Source organism: Serratia sp. 4542 (assembly GCF_016805595.1).
GTDB lineage: Bacteria > Pseudomonadota > Gammaproteobacteria > Enterobacterales > Enterobacteriaceae > Serratia > Serratia nevei.
Map to the genome: position 1 here is coordinate 1 of NZ_RXKV01000013.1, position 13,617 is coordinate 13,617.

Sequence of the window (13,617 nt, forward strand, 5' to 3'; positions counted from 1 at the left end):
ACTCTGGCCGCGCTGCGCGGCAAGGTCGGTGGCACGGCGCGCATTCTGGCGGTGCTGGAACCGCGCTCCAACACCATGAAAATGGGCATCAGCAAAAACGATCTGGCACCTTCGCTCGGCCGCGCCGACGAAGTGTTCCTGTTCCAGCCACACCACATTCCGTGGCAGGTGGCGGAAGTGGCGGATGCCTGCGTGCAGCCGGCGCACTGGAGCGCGGATCTCGACACGCTGGTGGACATGGTGGTGAAAACCGCACAGCCGGGCGATCACATTCTGGTGATGAGCAACGGCGGCTTCGGCGGCATTCACGATCGCCTGCTGGACGCGCTGGCGAAAAAGCAGGAACCGAAAGTCACCTACTGATCGCTCAGCCGCATCAGTCACATCAAGGGCCGCATTCGCGGCCTTTTTTGCGCCCATAAAAAAGCCCTCGCGAGCGAGGGCAACGGGGTTCGTCGGATAGGACGACGAGAGGGTCTCTGGGAAATCGGCGTTTGCGTCAGAACTCGGCAGTGGCAGTGACGAGGGTAATCAGCTCTGCAAAGCCGTTCCCAGAGTTGTTATTTGTAAATCTCGGCGGTGGCGTGGTAGTTGCCTTCATTACGCGCTTCGATCACGCGGTAGGCGGTTGCGCCTTTCGCGTCGGCTTTTTCCGACAACGCCTGGCGAATGTCGGTCGGCGCGCCGTCGATGCCGCTGACGGTAATGGTGCCGATAGATTGCAGGTTGGCGGTCTGATCGTTAGTCACCAATTGGGCGGCAGAAGCGCCGAAGGAGATGACAGACAGCAGGCCGAGTGCAGCAACAGTAGTTTTCATGTTCATGATAGCGATCCTTGGTCATAACAGCCTGGAAGGGCTTGGCAGCGATTTTTATTCTTGAAGGCCGTTACGACAGCGTTTGATTCCAGAGATGTATTGCCCGTTGCCGGGTAATGCCGGTACTTATTTGTAGATTTCAGCGGTCGCGTGGAAGTTGCCGTCATTGCGGGCTTCGATTACGCGGTAAGCGGTCGCCCCTTTGGCGTCAGCTTTGTCGGACAGCGCCTGGCGAATGTCGGAAGGCGCAGCGGCGACGCCGCTCACGGTGATCACACCGGCCGGCTGCAGTTTTGCGGCCTGAGTCGCGTCAACAGATTGTGCTGCGAATGCACCAAATGAAAGCATGGACAGAACGCTCAGGGTTGCAACGGTAGTTTTAATTTTCATCATCTCACCTCATCGTATTCTTTTATCAGTTCCAACGAACTGTGATTCAGTTCACGAAAATGAGTATACAGCTAGTAACGCGAAAAATTAATAGTTCGCTAACAGTTGCTAGTGAAACTTTAACCTCATGATCCTTATTTTTTATAACCATAAGGAATAAAAAACGCTCATAAAACGATCTTTTGATGTTAAATTTATGTAATTTCAATGAGGTAAGTGCTTTTGACCAAAAGTGCGGAAGATCACAGTGGGTACTGCTGGTTACATGGAGATGTCATGGAAATGTGTTGCTGAGGGATGAAAAAGCAGTGTTAAACGCGGTTGAAGGCAGGGAAGGTAACGCGGGGGTTAAAGAAGCGCTAACAAAGTGCGGGCTACAGCCGCACTTTGTTAGCGCCAGGTTTCACAGCTCTTGCTCGAACACGCCCAGAATAGCTTCATGCAGTTTCTGAGCGGTAAAGCCGTTGGAGGGGGTGACGAAAATCGTATCGTCGCCGGCAATTGTGCCGAGGATGCCCTGGGATTTACCCAATGAGTCGAGCAGGCGAGCGATCAGCTGCGCGGCGCCCGGGCTGGTGTGGATCACCACGACGGCGTCGTTATGGTCGACGTCCAGCACCAGATTCTTCAATGGGCTGGTGGTGGTCGGCACGCCGAGTTCGGCAGGAAGGCAATACACCATTTCCATTTTGGCATTGCGCGTACGTACCGCGCCGAACTTGGTCAGCATGCGCGATACTTTGGATTGGTTAATGTTTTCGAAGCCTTCTTCTTGCAGCGCCAAAACGATCTCGCCTTGAGAACTGAATTTTTCTTCTTTCAATAACGCTTTGAACGTCTTGATCAGATCTTCCTGTTTTGCGGGATTACGCATTTTGCACCGTGGAATGTTGATAGTGGAAGTCATGATTATGCATATAGATGAATTTTTATGCAACAAAGGCCGACCCAAAGAAAATAAACATGACCGGGCGGCGAGGAAAGGACGGCATTTTAACAAAATCCGGCAGCGATGAATATGCCCTTTTGACGACGGAAAATCGGCCTGCGGTGGTAAATAAAATGTTATTAAAATGATGTTGTTCTGATGTTGCGTAAGGGTGTAATGTAACGGCCGGTTAACTTGCTCGTGAATAACCTCGCACTATTTTTGATTAATGTGCGCTATGCCCTTCATGCGTAAGCGATTTAATCTAAAATGGGCGCGACAGCGGCCGTTTTATTACACCTGCAGGCAAGAATTGGCTAATTTATTGTTTTTAAAGGTGTAATAACTTAAGGTCCGTAACCAACACATTCACGGCGCTTTATATATTTAAGATAATAAAGGAGTATAGGATGAAAGTTGCAGTTCTCGGTGCTGCTGGCGGTATCGGCCAGGCCCTCGCCCTTCTACTCAAAACCCAGCTTCCTTCAGGTTCTGAACTCTCTCTCTACGACATTGCCCCCGTTACCCCAGGCGTTGCCGTCGACTTAAGCCACATCCCAACCGCAGTTAAAATCAAAGGCTTCAGCGGCGAAGACGCGACCCCGGCTCTGCACGGTGCGGACGTGGTGCTGATTTCCGCCGGCGTGGCCCGTAAGCCTGGCATGGATCGCTCTGACCTGTTCAACGTTAACGCCGGCATCGTGCGTAACCTGATTGAGCAAGTGGCGAAAACCTGCCCGAAAGCCTGCATCGGTATCATCACCAACCCGGTTAACACCACGGTCGCCATCGCGGCGGAAGTGCTGAAAAAAGCCGGCGTTTACGACAAGAACAAACTGTTCGGCGTGACTTCGCTGGATATCATCCGTTCCAACACCTTCGTGGCCGAGCTGAAAGGTAAACAGCCGGAAGAGCTGAACGTGCCGGTCATCGGCGGCCACTCTGGCGTGACCATCCTGCCTCTGCTGTCGCAGATCCCAGGCGTGAGCTTCACCGATCAGGAAGTGGCGGATCTGACTAAACGCATTCAGAACGCCGGCACCGAAGTGGTGGAAGCCAAAGCCGGCGGCGGGTCTGCAACGCTGTCCATGGGCCAGGCGGCCGCACGTTTCGGTCTGTCTCTGGTGCGTGCGCTGCAGGGCGAGAAAGGCGTGGTGGAATGCGCTTACGTTGAAGGCGACGGCAAATACGCTCGCTTCTTCGCACAACCGCTGGTACTGGGCAAAAACGGCGTTGAAGAGCGCAAAGATATCGGCACCCTGAGCGCCTTCGAGCAGAAAGCGCTGAACGAGATGCTGGACGTGCTGCACAAAGATATCGAGCTGGGCGAGAAGTTCATCAATAACTGATCGTTGCCGATAGTCAGCCGATAAACGCCGCCGGACGCTGTTCCGGCGGTTTTTTTTGCCCCGCGTTCACGATTTGATGCGTGCCTTGCGATCCAGCAGGCAATCGCTGCGCGGATCGTAATAGCGGCTTGGCCAGATCTCCGAAGGGTGGATGCCTATCGCTTCGGCGATCAGCCACTCCCCCTTTGGCCACGGGCGCGACAGCGCGTTGGCCAGCGTTGATGAGCTTAATCCGGCCTTGCGCGACACTGCCGCCAGCGTGGTGCCCTGCTTGCGGAGCGCCGCGATGATATCTGCCGGATGCCAATCTGGGTTCCTTGAATTCATGTTTACATTCCTTTTCTGATTAGCCAAAGTTGCGTTAGTGGTATAACTAACGGGTCAAGGTTAGGCGTTTGCACAACGTGAATCGCTTATTCAGAAACCAGAATACCATTAAATTTCCAAAAAAATACCCAAGTAATTTCCAAAAATGACGTTGCCCACTATTGCCCAGAGATGATGGCTATGAAAAACGAGTGGTTTGCCGCCAAGGAACTGACAGGCATCGCAGGATTACCTTCCTCACCACAGGGAATTAATCTGATGGCCCGGCGCGAAGGCTGGATCAGCCGCAGGCGTAAAGGCGTGCAGGGAAAAGCGTTGGAGTACCATATCGACAGCCTGCCTTCAAACGTGCGTAACCTGCTGGTGCTGAAGGAGGACGGGGCGGTATATGACGTAGAGCGTCAGGATCCGTTGGCGGTCTGGATCGAGTATTACTACCATTTGACGGAGAGCGAGCGCGAGAAAATGGTGGCTTTCCTGATGCGGGAAGGGATCGGCGGCCTGTTGGCGCGCATCGACGAAGAGAGCAATAGCTAGGCAGGCCCGCGTACGCGGGCCTGATGGTTTTTAAGAAATATCAATTTCTTAAAAGTCGCGTTGCACCGCCAGATGGGCCAGGCCCTCCAGCGCCGTACGGTGCTCCGATGCCGGCAAGACCTGCAGCGCGGCGATCGCCTTGTCGGCTTCTTCTTCGGCGCGTTTGCGGGTGTACTCCAGCGAACCGCATTGTTGCATCGCCTGCAGTACCGGCTCCAACAGATGACGACCGTTACCTTGCTCAATCGCACCGCGGATCATGTCACGCTGCGCGTCGTCGCCGTTGTGCATCGCGTGCAGCAGCGGCAGGGTCGGTTTCCCTTCGTTCAGATCGTCGCCGGTGTTTTTGCCCAGGGTGCTGCCGTCGGCGCTGTAGTCGAGCAGATCGTCGATCAGTTGGAAAGCGGTGCCGAGGTAGCGGCCATAGTCTTGCAGCGCCTGCTCTTGTTCGGCGCTGGCACCGGACAGGATCGCCGACGATTGCGCCGCTGCCTCGAACAGGCGGGCGGTTTTGCTGTAGATCACTCGCATATAGCTTTCTTCGCTGATGTCGGGATCGTGCACGTTCATCAACTGCAGCACTTCGCCTTCGGCGATGACGTTGACCGCCTCCGACATCAGCGCCAGCACGCGCAGGGATTCCAGGCTGGTCATCATCTGGAAGGCGCGGGTATAGATAAAGTCGCCGACCAGCACGCTGGCGGCGTTGCCGAACGCCGCGTTGGCGGTGGCTTTGCCGCGGCGCATGTCCGATTCGTCGACGACGTCGTCATGCAGCAGCGTGGCGGTATGAATGAATTCGATCAGGGCGGCAACGGTGACGTGCTTGTTGCCTTCATAGCCCAACGCCCGCGCCGCCAGGACGGCGATCATCGGCCGGATGCGCTTACCGCCACCGCTGATAATGTAATAGCCAAGCTGATTGATGAGCGTGACATCGGAATTCAGCTGTTCGAGAATTGTTGCGTTCACGGCCGCCATATCTTGCGCGGTTAACTCGGTAATTTGATCTAGGTTCATTGTGTTTTTTTCAGCTGTGTTTCTCTTCACCGCGTTGAGATCGCTGCTCACATCGGTACATGGCGGTAACTGTCCCTATGATTGTACTTGAAAAACGGTTCAGATAAACGCCACGAAAGAAACTGCGCTTTTTTTCTTCTTTTTTCTCCTTCTGGTCTTATTCTGCTCTTGTCATGCGCTGCTTTTTTGCGTAGAATTCGCGCCCTATTGTGAATATTTATAGCGCGCTCTGAACTAACACAGTCGGGCACGCGGAAAGCGGAGTTTTATATGTACGCGGTTTTCCAAAGTGGTGGTAAACAACACCGAGTAAGCGAAGGTCAGACCGTTCGCTTGGAAAAGCTGGACATCGCAACTGGTGAAGCGGTTGAGTTTGACCAGATTCTGATGATCGCTAATGGCGAAGATATCAAAATCGGCGTTCCTTTCGTCGATGGCGGCAAGATCAAAGCTGAAGTCGTTGCTCACGGTCGTGGCGAGAAAATTAAGATTGTTAAGTTTCGTCGTCGTAAGCACCACCGTAAGCAGCAGGGCCACCGTCAGTGGTTCACTGACGTTAAAATCACCGGCATCAGCGCTTAAGTTAGGAGAGCGGATTAATGGCACACAAAAAGGCTGGCGGCTCGACTCGTAACGGTCGCGATTCAGAAGCTAAACGTCTGGGCGTAAAACGCTTTGGCGGCGAAGCAGTACTGGCAGGCAGCATCATCGTTCGTCAGCGCGGCACCAAATTCCACGCTGGTACCAACGTGGGTTGCGGCAAAGACCACACTCTGTTTGCTTTGAAAGACGGTAAAGTCAAATTCGAAGTTAAAGGCCCGAGCAATCGTAAATTCATCAGCATCGAAGCTGAATAATTTTTCGAGCCTTACGAAATAGATGTAAGCCCCGCAATTCGTTGCGGGGCTTTTTACATTTATGGGCTGCCTGGGGGTTGGCCTGTCAGCGTTGGCGAAGGTGATATGGATACGAAGCAGCAGGTCGGCGTTGGTATTTCCCTGGCGTTAACCACGGCGGTTTGCTGGGGTGCGTTGCCGATCGCGATGAAAGAAGTGTTGACGGTGATGGAGCCGTTTACCGTCGTTTGGTATCGCTTTACCATGGCCGCCATCGGTTTGGGCGCGATCCTCGCGGTGCGCGGCAAGCTGCCGCCGCTGACGATGTTCCGCCAGCCGCGCTGGCTGCTGCTGTTGGCGATCGCGACGGCGGGGCTGCTGGGCAACTTTGTGTTCTTCAGCTCCTCGCTGCAATACCTGAGCCCGACGGCGTCGCAGGTGATTGGCCAGCTGTCGCCGGTGGGCATGATGTTCGCCAGCGTGCTGATTTTAAAAGAACGCATGCGTATCACCCAGGTCATTGGCGCCCTGATGCTGATCGGCGGGCTGATGCTGTTTTTCAACGTCAGTCTGATAGAGATCTTCACCCGGCTGACGGACTACACGCTGGGCGTTATGCTGGGCGTGTGTGCGGCGATGGTTTGGGTGAGCTACGGCGTGGCGCAGAAGGTATTGCTGCGCCGGCTGGCTTCGCCGCAGATCCTGGTTATGTTGTACACTTTATGTGCGATAGCGTTGTTCCCTCTGGCCAAACCCGAGGTGATTTTCCAGCTTAGCGGCTGGCAATTGGCGTGCCTGCTGTTTTGCGGCGCCAACACGCTGATCGGCTACGGTGCGTTGGCAGAGGCGATGGCGCGCTGGCAGGCGGCGCAGGTGAGCGCGTTGGTGACGCTGACCCCGCTGTTTACCCTGCTGTTTTCAGATTTATTGGCGTTGGCCTGGCCCCAGGCATTCGCCGCGCCGACGTTGAATGTCGTCGGCTATGTTGGCGCGTTTGTGGTCGTGGCGGGCGCCATGTTTTCCGCAATTGGTCACCGGTGGTGGCCGCGACGGGCAGAACCCCCCCTGGTTGCTCCTTTGAAGCAGCCCGGTGAATGATTTACGGAGACGGTAAATGAAGTTTGTAGATGAAGCAGCGATTCTGGTCGTTGCAGGCGACGGCGGCAACGGATGCGTCAGCTTCCGCCGCGAAAAATATATCCCGAACGGTGGGCCTGACGGCGGTGACGGCGGCGACGGCGGCGACGTCTACCTGCTGGCGGACGAGAACCTCAACACCCTGATCGACTACCGTTTTGAGAAGTCTTTCCGCGCCGAGCGCGGCCAGAATGGCCAGAGCCGCGACTGTACCGGTAAACGCGGGAAAGACGTCATCATCAAGGTGCCGGTCGGCACGCGCGTGAAGGATCAGGGCACCGGCGAGATCCTCGGCGACATGACTCGCCACGAGCAAAAGCTGATGGTCGCCAAGGGCGGCTGGCATGGCTTGGGCAACACCCGTTTCAAATCTTCGGTCAACCGTGCACCGCGTCAGAAGACGCTGGGTACCGCTGGCGAAGCGCGCGACCTGTTGCTGGAACTGTTGCTGCTGGCCGATGTGGGCATGCTGGGCCTGCCGAACGCCGGCAAATCGACCTTCATCCGCGCGGTGTCCGCCGCCAAGCCGAAGGTGGCCGACTATCCGTTTACCACGCTGGTGCCGAGCCTGGGCGTGGTGCGTATGGACCACGAGCAGAGCTTTGTGGTCGCCGACATTCCGGGGCTGATCGAGGGCGCATCCGAAGGCGCGGGCCTGGGCATTCGCTTCCTGAAACACCTGGAGCGTTGCCGCGTGCTGCTGCACCTGGTGGACATCGCGCCGATCGACGAATCCGATCCGGTGGAAAACGCCAAAGTCATCATCAACGAGTTGAACCAATACAGCGAAAATCTGGCGCAGAAGCCACGCTGGCTGGTGTTCAACAAAATTGATGTGATTGGTGAGGAAGAAGCCGCCGAACGCGCCAAGGCGATTGTGGAAGACATGGGCTGGGAAGGGAAGTACTACATGATCTCCGCCGCCAACCGCGAAGGCGTCAACGCGCTGTGCTGGGACGTAATGAACTTCATCAACACCCAGCCGAAAGCGATGGCGATCGAAGAAAGCGCGCCGGAAAAAGTCGAATTCATGTGGGATGACTACCACCGCGAGCAAATGGCGGAAGTGGAAGCCGAAGCAGAAGATGACTGGGATGACGACTGGGACGAAGACGACGACGAAGGCGTCGAAATCATTTACCAGAAGTAATTCGGTGATAAAGGGCTCAGCAACGCTGGGCCCTTGTTATTTGAGCGCCTTTTCCGGCAGCCAGCACTGGGCGTTCAGGCCGCGGGCATCGCGGCGGTTTTCCAGCGTCAAACGCCCCTGGTGCAACTGCACGATGCGGATCACGATATTCAAGCCCAGCCCGCTGCCGCCGTAGCGTTGATCCATGCGGCGAAACGCCTGCGTCAGCTCCCCGACCATCTCTTCCTTGATCCCCGGGCCATCGTCGATGACCTGCAGCAGATAGCCGCTGTCCTGCGGCGTTAACCGCACCTGTATCGCGCCGCCTTCCGGGCCGTAACGGTGGGCGTTTTCGACCAGGTTGCGCAGCAGCAGCCGCAGCAGCACCGGATCGCCGTTCACCGCAGCGGTGGCCGGCAATTGCCAGTCCAGCGTCTGCGCGCGTTGGGCGGTCATTTCGCCGAGTTCTTCCTGCAGCGGCTGAATCACATCGGCCACCCAATCGAAATGCTGGTAATGACCGCTGGCGAAGTCTTGCCCGGCGCGCGACAGCATCAGCAGTTGCTCAACGGTGTGCATCAGCTGATCGATGCGGGCGATCAGCGCCTGGCTGCCTTTGACGCCCTGTTTCTCCATCAGTTCCAGATGCAGGCGAATGCCGGCCAGCGGCGTGCGCAGCTCGTGGGCCGCATCGGCGGTGAACAGGCGCTCTTGCTGGATGGTGTTGTCCAGCCGCGAGAACAGCTGATTGAGCGCATTGGTGACTGCCACCATCTCCAGGCTGTCGCTGTTGATTGGCAGCGGCGTCAGGTTATCGGCAGAGCGCTTTTCCAGCCGCTGCTGCAATTGGTTGAGCGGGCGGGTGATCCAGCTGATGGCCCAGAACGACGCCAGCAGCGTGACGATCATCATGATCAGCGAAGGCGCCAGCAGCGACGCGATGGCCTCGGCTATCTCGGTATCGACGCGCTCGCTGCGCACTTTGGCGGACAAGGTTTCGTCCACCAGGAAGCTGATCTGTTCCTGGCTTTCGTGCCACAGCCAGAAGGCGCTGATGAGCTGTGTGACCAGCAGGATCAGCGCCAGCATCAGCAGCAGGCGGCGGCGCATGCTGATCATGAAGAAGGTTCCAGACGGTAGCCGATGCCGCGCACGGTGCGGATGCGATCCTTGCCCAGCTTGCGGCGCAGGTTGTGGATATGCACTTCCAGCGTGTTGGAGCCCAAATCGTCTTGCCAGGTGTAGAGATCCTGCTGCAGGAGTTCACGGTTGACCGTTTGGCCGGCGCGCATGATAAGACGCGCCAGAATGGCGAACTCTTTCGGCGTAACCTCCACCGGCTGCTGCTGCAGGTAGACCTGCTGGCTGGAGAGGTTCAGCTGCAGGTCATCCACCTGCATCAGATTGTCGCTGTGGCCCTGGTAGCGCCGCAGGAGGGCGCGCACGCGTGCCTGCAGTTCAACCAGCGCGAAGGGTTTGACCAGGTAGTCGTCGGCGCCGGCGTCCAGCCCGTCGACGCGATCTTCCAGGGCGTCGCGGGCGGTCAGGATCAGCACCGGCAGATCGATCTGCTGGCGGCGCCACTGCCGCAGCAGCGCGGCGCCGTCCATGTCCGGCAGGCCGAGATCCAGGATCACCATGCTGTATTGGCTGGTGATGAGCAAGCTGTTGGCCTCCGCCGCCGTGGCGGCGCAGTCGCAGACGTAGCCTTCGCCGGTCAGCGCCAGCGCCAGCCCCTGTTGCAGCAGTTCATCATCCTCAACGACCAACAGCTTCATGACGATCCTCAGTTGTTTTGGTAAATATCCCGATACAGGCGGCTTTCGAAGCGTACCAGCGGTGCGCGGCGCTGTTTCTGATCTTCCGGCGGTACGGCGTAGCCGGAAAGATACTGCACGAAGGCCATGCGCTGGCCGCTGGCGGTGGTGATGAAGCCCGCCAGGTTGTACACGCCCTGCAGCGCGCCGGTCTTGGCCGACACTTTGCCGTCGACGCCGGCTTCGTGCAGGCCGCCGCGGTAGCGCAAGGTGCCGTCATAACCGGACAGCGGCAGCATCGAGATGAAGTTCAGCTCGTTGTCGTGCTGCGCGATGTACTGCAGCGCCTGCATCATGGTCGCCGGCGCCAGCAGGTTGTGGCGCGACAGGCCGGAACCGTCGGCGATGATGGTATTGCCCAGATCGATGCCGGCCTTCTGGCGCAGCACCTGCCGTACCGCATCGGAACCGGCTCGCCAGGTGCCCGGCACGCCGAAGCGTTCGTGGCCGATGGTGCGGAAGACGGTATCGGCGATCATATTGTCCGATTTCTTCAGCATGATCTTCAACAGATCGTGCAGCGGCGCTGACTGGGTTTGCGCGATCACCGTGCCGGTGATGCCAGGGCGCGTCTGGCGTTTCAAATGTCCGTCGATCTGGATGCCGGCCTGCGTCAGCTCGTCTTTCAGGATGGCGCCCGCGTAGCTGGCACCGTCCTGGATGGCGAAGGCCAACGGCAGCGGTTCGCTGCGCTGCGTCAGGCAGCCGGTCAGGGTAAAGCGGTTCAGCTCGCCCGGCACCACGTCCAGTTCGCAGTACTGCGCGTCAGCGGAGCCGCGTGCCAGGGTGCGCACCTGGCTAAACATATTGACCGGATAATAGGAGGCGACGCGGATAAACGCCATGTCGCCCGGGTTCGGCGCGCTGTAGAGCGAGACCGAGAAACAGTTGCGATCGACGATGGCGGCGGCCGGCGGCGCGCTGAAGCACTGCGTCAGATCGTTCCACGGCCAGCCGGGCGCCTTGTCATGGCTGGCGAAGACCGAGGTGTCGACCAGCACGTCGCCGCTGATTTGGCGCACGCCCTGTTTCTTCAGGACGGCCACCATATTGCGCAGGCTCTGGCGTTTGAAGGTCGGATCGCCGCTGAAGCGGGCAATCAGGTTGCCGCGCAGCACGCCGTCGCGAATATCGCCCTGGCTCTCCAGCGTGGTGGTGAAACGGTAATCGGGCCCGAGTTGCAATAGCGCAGCCAGCGCCGTCAGCACTTTTTGGGTACTGGCCGGCAGCGCCATCTGCTGAGAGTGGTAATCGATCGTCGGCGCGCCGGCGCCGATCTTCTGAACGACCAGGGCAAGGTTGGCCCCATCAGGCAGATATTGTGTGTACTCTTCAACCGGGGCCGCATTCGCATTCAGAACAAATGCGCAAGCCAATGCACTGACAATTCGTGAAAAACGCATAATCTCGGGATAACAGCTGGATAACGTGCCGTCATACTACGGTGCAATCAGGGAAAAAGTAAACGATGACCCTCAAGGAACTCTAGGCTAAAATGCGTATCAAAATGCAAAACCGATCTTGGCTTGGGCCCCGTTCCGAGTCAGGTTTCTTTTGTTTGTCGCCTGGAGGCGGGTGGCGGTATGCCAACCGTGTTTTCATACGAATACGTCAGGATGACGGTTATTTGAACAGGAAAGATTTAGAGGTATTTATACGATGAACCAAATTCCGATGACCTTGTTTGGCGCTGAAAAACTGCGCGAAGAGCTCGAATATCTGAAAAGCGTGCGCCGTCCGAAAATCATTGCGGACATCGCGGAAGCGCGCGAGCACGGCGATTTGAAAGAGAATGCCGAGTACCACGCCGCCCGCGAACAGCAGGGTTTCTGCGAAGGTCGCATTCAGGAAATCGAAGCCAAGCTGTCCAATGCTCAGGTGATCGATATCACCAAGATGCCGAACACCGGCCGGGTGATCTTCGGCGCCACCGTATCGGTGATGAATCTGGACAGTGAAGAAGAAGTGACTTACCGCATCGTTGGCGACGATGAGGCCGATTTCAAGAAAAATCTGATTTCGGTAAACTCGCCGATGGCGCGCGGCCTGATCGGCAAAGAGCAAGACGATGTGGTGGTGATCAAAACCCCTGGCGGCGACGTCGAGTATGAGATCCTGAAGGTTGAGTATCTCTGATCGCGGCCGTTGGTCATTAATGCGCCAACGTTTTGTAAAGATAGGAAAAAGGCCGCAAGCGGCCTTTTATCTTGGTCAGGCGCATGGCACCTTTTCGTTAACCTGATGGTTATTAACGCGGTAGACTGATCTTGCGCTCTTTCGACGGGCGGTAAAGAATAAGCGTGCTGCCGATAACTTGCACATTGCAGGCGCCCGTTTCACGCACAATAGCGTCGGCGATCAGGGTTTTGGTTTCGCGATCTTCAGCGGCGATTTTCACCTTGATCAGCTCATGATGCTCCAGAGCCTGTTCAATTTCAGCCAGCACCCCTTCGGTAAGACCGTTATTGCCCAGCATCACCACCGGTTTTAACGGATGCGCCAGGCCTTTCAGGTGCTGTTTTTGTTTATTATTCAGATTCATTGTCTTTTTTGCTTAAGTTGGGATTGAAAACGGTACATTCTACCGCCATCTCATGTATATCACCAAATCGGTCTTCACCGGTGTGAGTCTACGTGAGCAGCGACCCTGACATAAGACTCTTTTTATGATAGTTGGAAAACGAGATGGCTAATAAAAAGCGTTCGGCTAGCTCCAGTCGCTGGTTACAAGAACACTTTAGCGATAAATATGTACAGCAGGCACAGAAAAAGGGACTGCGTTCCCGTGCCTGGTTTAAACTTGATGAAATACAGCAGAGCGACAAACTGTTCAAACCGGGCATGACCGTGGTTGACCTGGGTGCCGCACCGGGCGGCTGGTCGCAGTATGTGGTCACCCAAATCGGCGGTACCGGGCGCATCATCGCCTGTGATATTTTGCCAATGGATCCTATCGTTGGCGTCGATTTCCTTCAGGGCGATTTTCGTGATGAACTGGTGCTGAAGGCGCTGTTGGAACGAGTAGGCGAGAGTAAGGTTCAGGTGGTCATGTCCGATATGGCCCCGAATATGAGTGGCACCCCGGCGGTCGATATTCCAAGGTCGATGTATCTGGTGGAGTTGGCGCTGGATATGTGTCGTGATGTCCTCGCACCAGGCGGAAGTTTCCTGGTGAAGGTGTTCCAGGGAGATGGCTTTGACGAGTACCTACGGGAAATTCGCTCCCTGTTTACGAAGGTTAAGATTCGTAAGCCAGACGCTTCCCGCGCCCGTTCGCGCGAAGTGTACATTGTAGCGACAGGGCGCAAACTGTAGTACCCTAACGCTGT

Annotated in this window: 17 protein-coding genes and 1 pseudogene; 9 read left to right on the top strand and 9 right to left on the bottom strand. The window is 56.7% G+C overall.

What is annotated here, in order from left to right; genetic code table 11:
• Positions 1-363 (top strand): annotated as a pseudogene (locus EKL15_RS19305) (UDP-N-acetylmuramate:L-alanyl-gamma-D-glutamyl-meso-diaminopimelate ligase); the annotation flags it as partial.
• Positions 364-560: 197 nt separating this feature from the next.
• Here the strand turns inward: EKL15_RS19305 and yhcN (EKL15_RS19310) are convergent.
• From yhcN (EKL15_RS19310) to argR, 3 genes are all read right to left on the bottom strand, one after another.
• Entirely contained in the window at positions 561-824 is a 264-nt protein-coding gene (yhcN, locus tag EKL15_RS19310; protein ID WP_004933578.1) for a peroxide/acid stress response protein YhcN, read from the bottom strand.
• A gap of 120 nt (positions 825-944) precedes the next feature.
• On the bottom strand, positions 945-1,208 hold the full coding sequence (gene yhcN / locus EKL15_RS19315) for a peroxide/acid stress response protein YhcN (protein ID WP_038879766.1): 264 nt from the start codon (positions 1,206-1,208) through the stop codon (positions 945-947).
• A gap of 403 nt (positions 1,209-1,611) precedes the next feature.
• On the bottom strand, positions 1,612-2,082 hold the full coding sequence (argR, locus tag EKL15_RS19320) for a transcriptional regulator ArgR (protein ID WP_004933572.1): 471 nt from the start codon (positions 2,080-2,082) through the stop codon (positions 1,612-1,614).
• A 464-nt stretch (positions 2,083-2,546) separates the two neighbouring features.
• Between argR and mdh the strand changes: the two genes are divergently transcribed.
• Positions 2,547-3,485, top strand: a complete 939-nt coding sequence (gene mdh / locus EKL15_RS19325; protein ID WP_004933569.1) for a malate dehydrogenase — start codon at positions 2,547-2,549, stop codon at positions 3,483-3,485.
• 66 nt (positions 3,486-3,551) lie between these two features.
• Here the strand turns inward: mdh and EKL15_RS19330 are convergent, their stop codons facing one another.
• The gene (locus EKL15_RS19330; protein ID WP_038879152.1) at positions 3,552-3,812 is read right to left on the bottom strand and encodes a helix-turn-helix transcriptional regulator; all 261 of its coding nucleotides are present in this window, start codon (positions 3,810-3,812) and stop codon (positions 3,552-3,554) included.
• 180 nt (positions 3,813-3,992) lie between these two features.
• On the opposite strand from EKL15_RS19330, the gene EKL15_RS19335 reads away from it, so the two are divergent.
• The gene (locus EKL15_RS19335) at positions 3,993-4,349 is read left to right on the top strand and encodes a DNA-binding protein (RefSeq protein ID WP_038879765.1); all 357 of its coding nucleotides are present in this window, start codon (positions 3,993-3,995) and stop codon (positions 4,347-4,349) included.
• Positions 4,350-4,397: 48 nt separating this feature from the next.
• Here the strand turns inward: EKL15_RS19335 and ispB are convergent, their stop codons facing one another.
• Positions 4,398-5,369 (bottom strand): octaprenyl diphosphate synthase, encoded by a 972-nt coding sequence (gene ispB / locus EKL15_RS19340; RefSeq protein WP_047729263.1) that lies wholly within the window; start codon positions 5,367-5,369, stop codon positions 4,398-4,400.
• Positions 5,370-5,639: 270 nt separating this feature from the next.
• On the opposite strand from ispB, the gene rplU reads away from it, so the two are divergent.
• From rplU to cgtA, 4 genes are all read left to right on the top strand, one after another.
• Positions 5,640-5,951 carry a 50S ribosomal protein L21 gene (gene rplU, locus EKL15_RS19345; protein WP_004933561.1) on the top strand — a complete coding sequence of 104 codons (312 nt, stop codon included), beginning with the start codon at positions 5,640-5,642 and terminating at the stop codon, positions 5,949-5,951.
• A gap of 17 nt (positions 5,952-5,968) precedes the next feature.
• On the top strand, positions 5,969-6,226 hold the full coding sequence (rpmA, locus tag EKL15_RS19350) for a 50S ribosomal protein L27 (RefSeq protein WP_004933559.1): 258 nt from the start codon (positions 5,969-5,971) through the stop codon (positions 6,224-6,226).
• 105 nt (positions 6,227-6,331) lie between these two features.
• Positions 6,332-7,303 carry a DMT family transporter gene (locus EKL15_RS19355; protein ID WP_055311901.1) on the top strand — a complete coding sequence of 324 codons (972 nt, stop codon included), beginning with the start codon at positions 6,332-6,334 and terminating at the stop codon, positions 7,301-7,303.
• A 16-nt stretch (positions 7,304-7,319) separates the two neighbouring features.
• Entirely contained in the window at positions 7,320-8,492 is a 1,173-nt protein-coding gene (cgtA, locus tag EKL15_RS19360) for an Obg family GTPase CgtA (RefSeq protein ID WP_100395965.1), read from the top strand.
• A gap of 36 nt (positions 8,493-8,528) precedes the next feature.
• Here the strand turns inward: cgtA and pmrB are convergent, their stop codons facing one another.
• Genes pmrB through dacB form a run of 3 tightly spaced genes read right to left on the bottom strand, consistent with a single transcriptional unit; the run spans position 8,529 to position 11,691 of the window.
• Positions 8,529-9,590, bottom strand: a complete 1,062-nt coding sequence (gene pmrB, locus EKL15_RS19365; RefSeq protein WP_087763017.1) for a two-component system sensor histidine kinase PmrB — start codon at positions 9,588-9,590, stop codon at positions 8,529-8,531.
• The gene (gene pmrA, locus EKL15_RS19370; RefSeq protein ID WP_019453348.1) at positions 9,587-10,249 is read right to left on the bottom strand and encodes a two-component system response regulator PmrA; all 663 of its coding nucleotides are present in this window, start codon (positions 10,247-10,249) and stop codon (positions 9,587-9,589) included. Before pmrA ends, pmrB begins: the two co-directional genes overlap by 4 nt.
• 8 nt (positions 10,250-10,257) lie before the next feature.
• Positions 10,258-11,691: a serine-type D-Ala-D-Ala carboxypeptidase gene (dacB, locus tag EKL15_RS19375; RefSeq protein WP_025305050.1), complete on the bottom strand. Its 1,434-nt coding sequence runs from the start codon at positions 11,689-11,691 to the stop codon at positions 10,258-10,260.
• Positions 11,692-11,947: 256 nt separating this feature from the next.
• On the opposite strand from dacB, the gene greA reads away from it, so the two are divergent.
• Positions 11,948-12,424 carry a transcription elongation factor GreA gene (gene greA / locus EKL15_RS19380; RefSeq protein WP_004933539.1) on the top strand — a complete coding sequence of 159 codons (477 nt, stop codon included), beginning with the start codon at positions 11,948-11,950 and terminating at the stop codon, positions 12,422-12,424.
• Positions 12,425-12,536: 112 nt separating this feature from the next.
• On the opposite strand, the gene yhbY is transcribed toward greA, so the two are convergent.
• On the bottom strand, positions 12,537-12,830 hold the full coding sequence (gene yhbY / locus EKL15_RS19385) for a ribosome assembly RNA-binding protein YhbY (protein WP_004933536.1): 294 nt from the start codon (positions 12,828-12,830) through the stop codon (positions 12,537-12,539).
• A 143-nt stretch (positions 12,831-12,973) separates the two neighbouring features.
• Here yhbY and rlmE point away from each other — a divergent pair, with 143 nt between their 5' ends.
• Complete coding sequence (gene rlmE, locus EKL15_RS19390; RefSeq protein WP_004933533.1) at positions 12,974-13,603, top strand: 23S rRNA (uridine(2552)-2'-O)-methyltransferase RlmE; 630 nt, start codon at positions 12,974-12,976, stop codon at positions 13,601-13,603.
• Positions 13,604-13,617 lie beyond the last annotated feature (14 nt).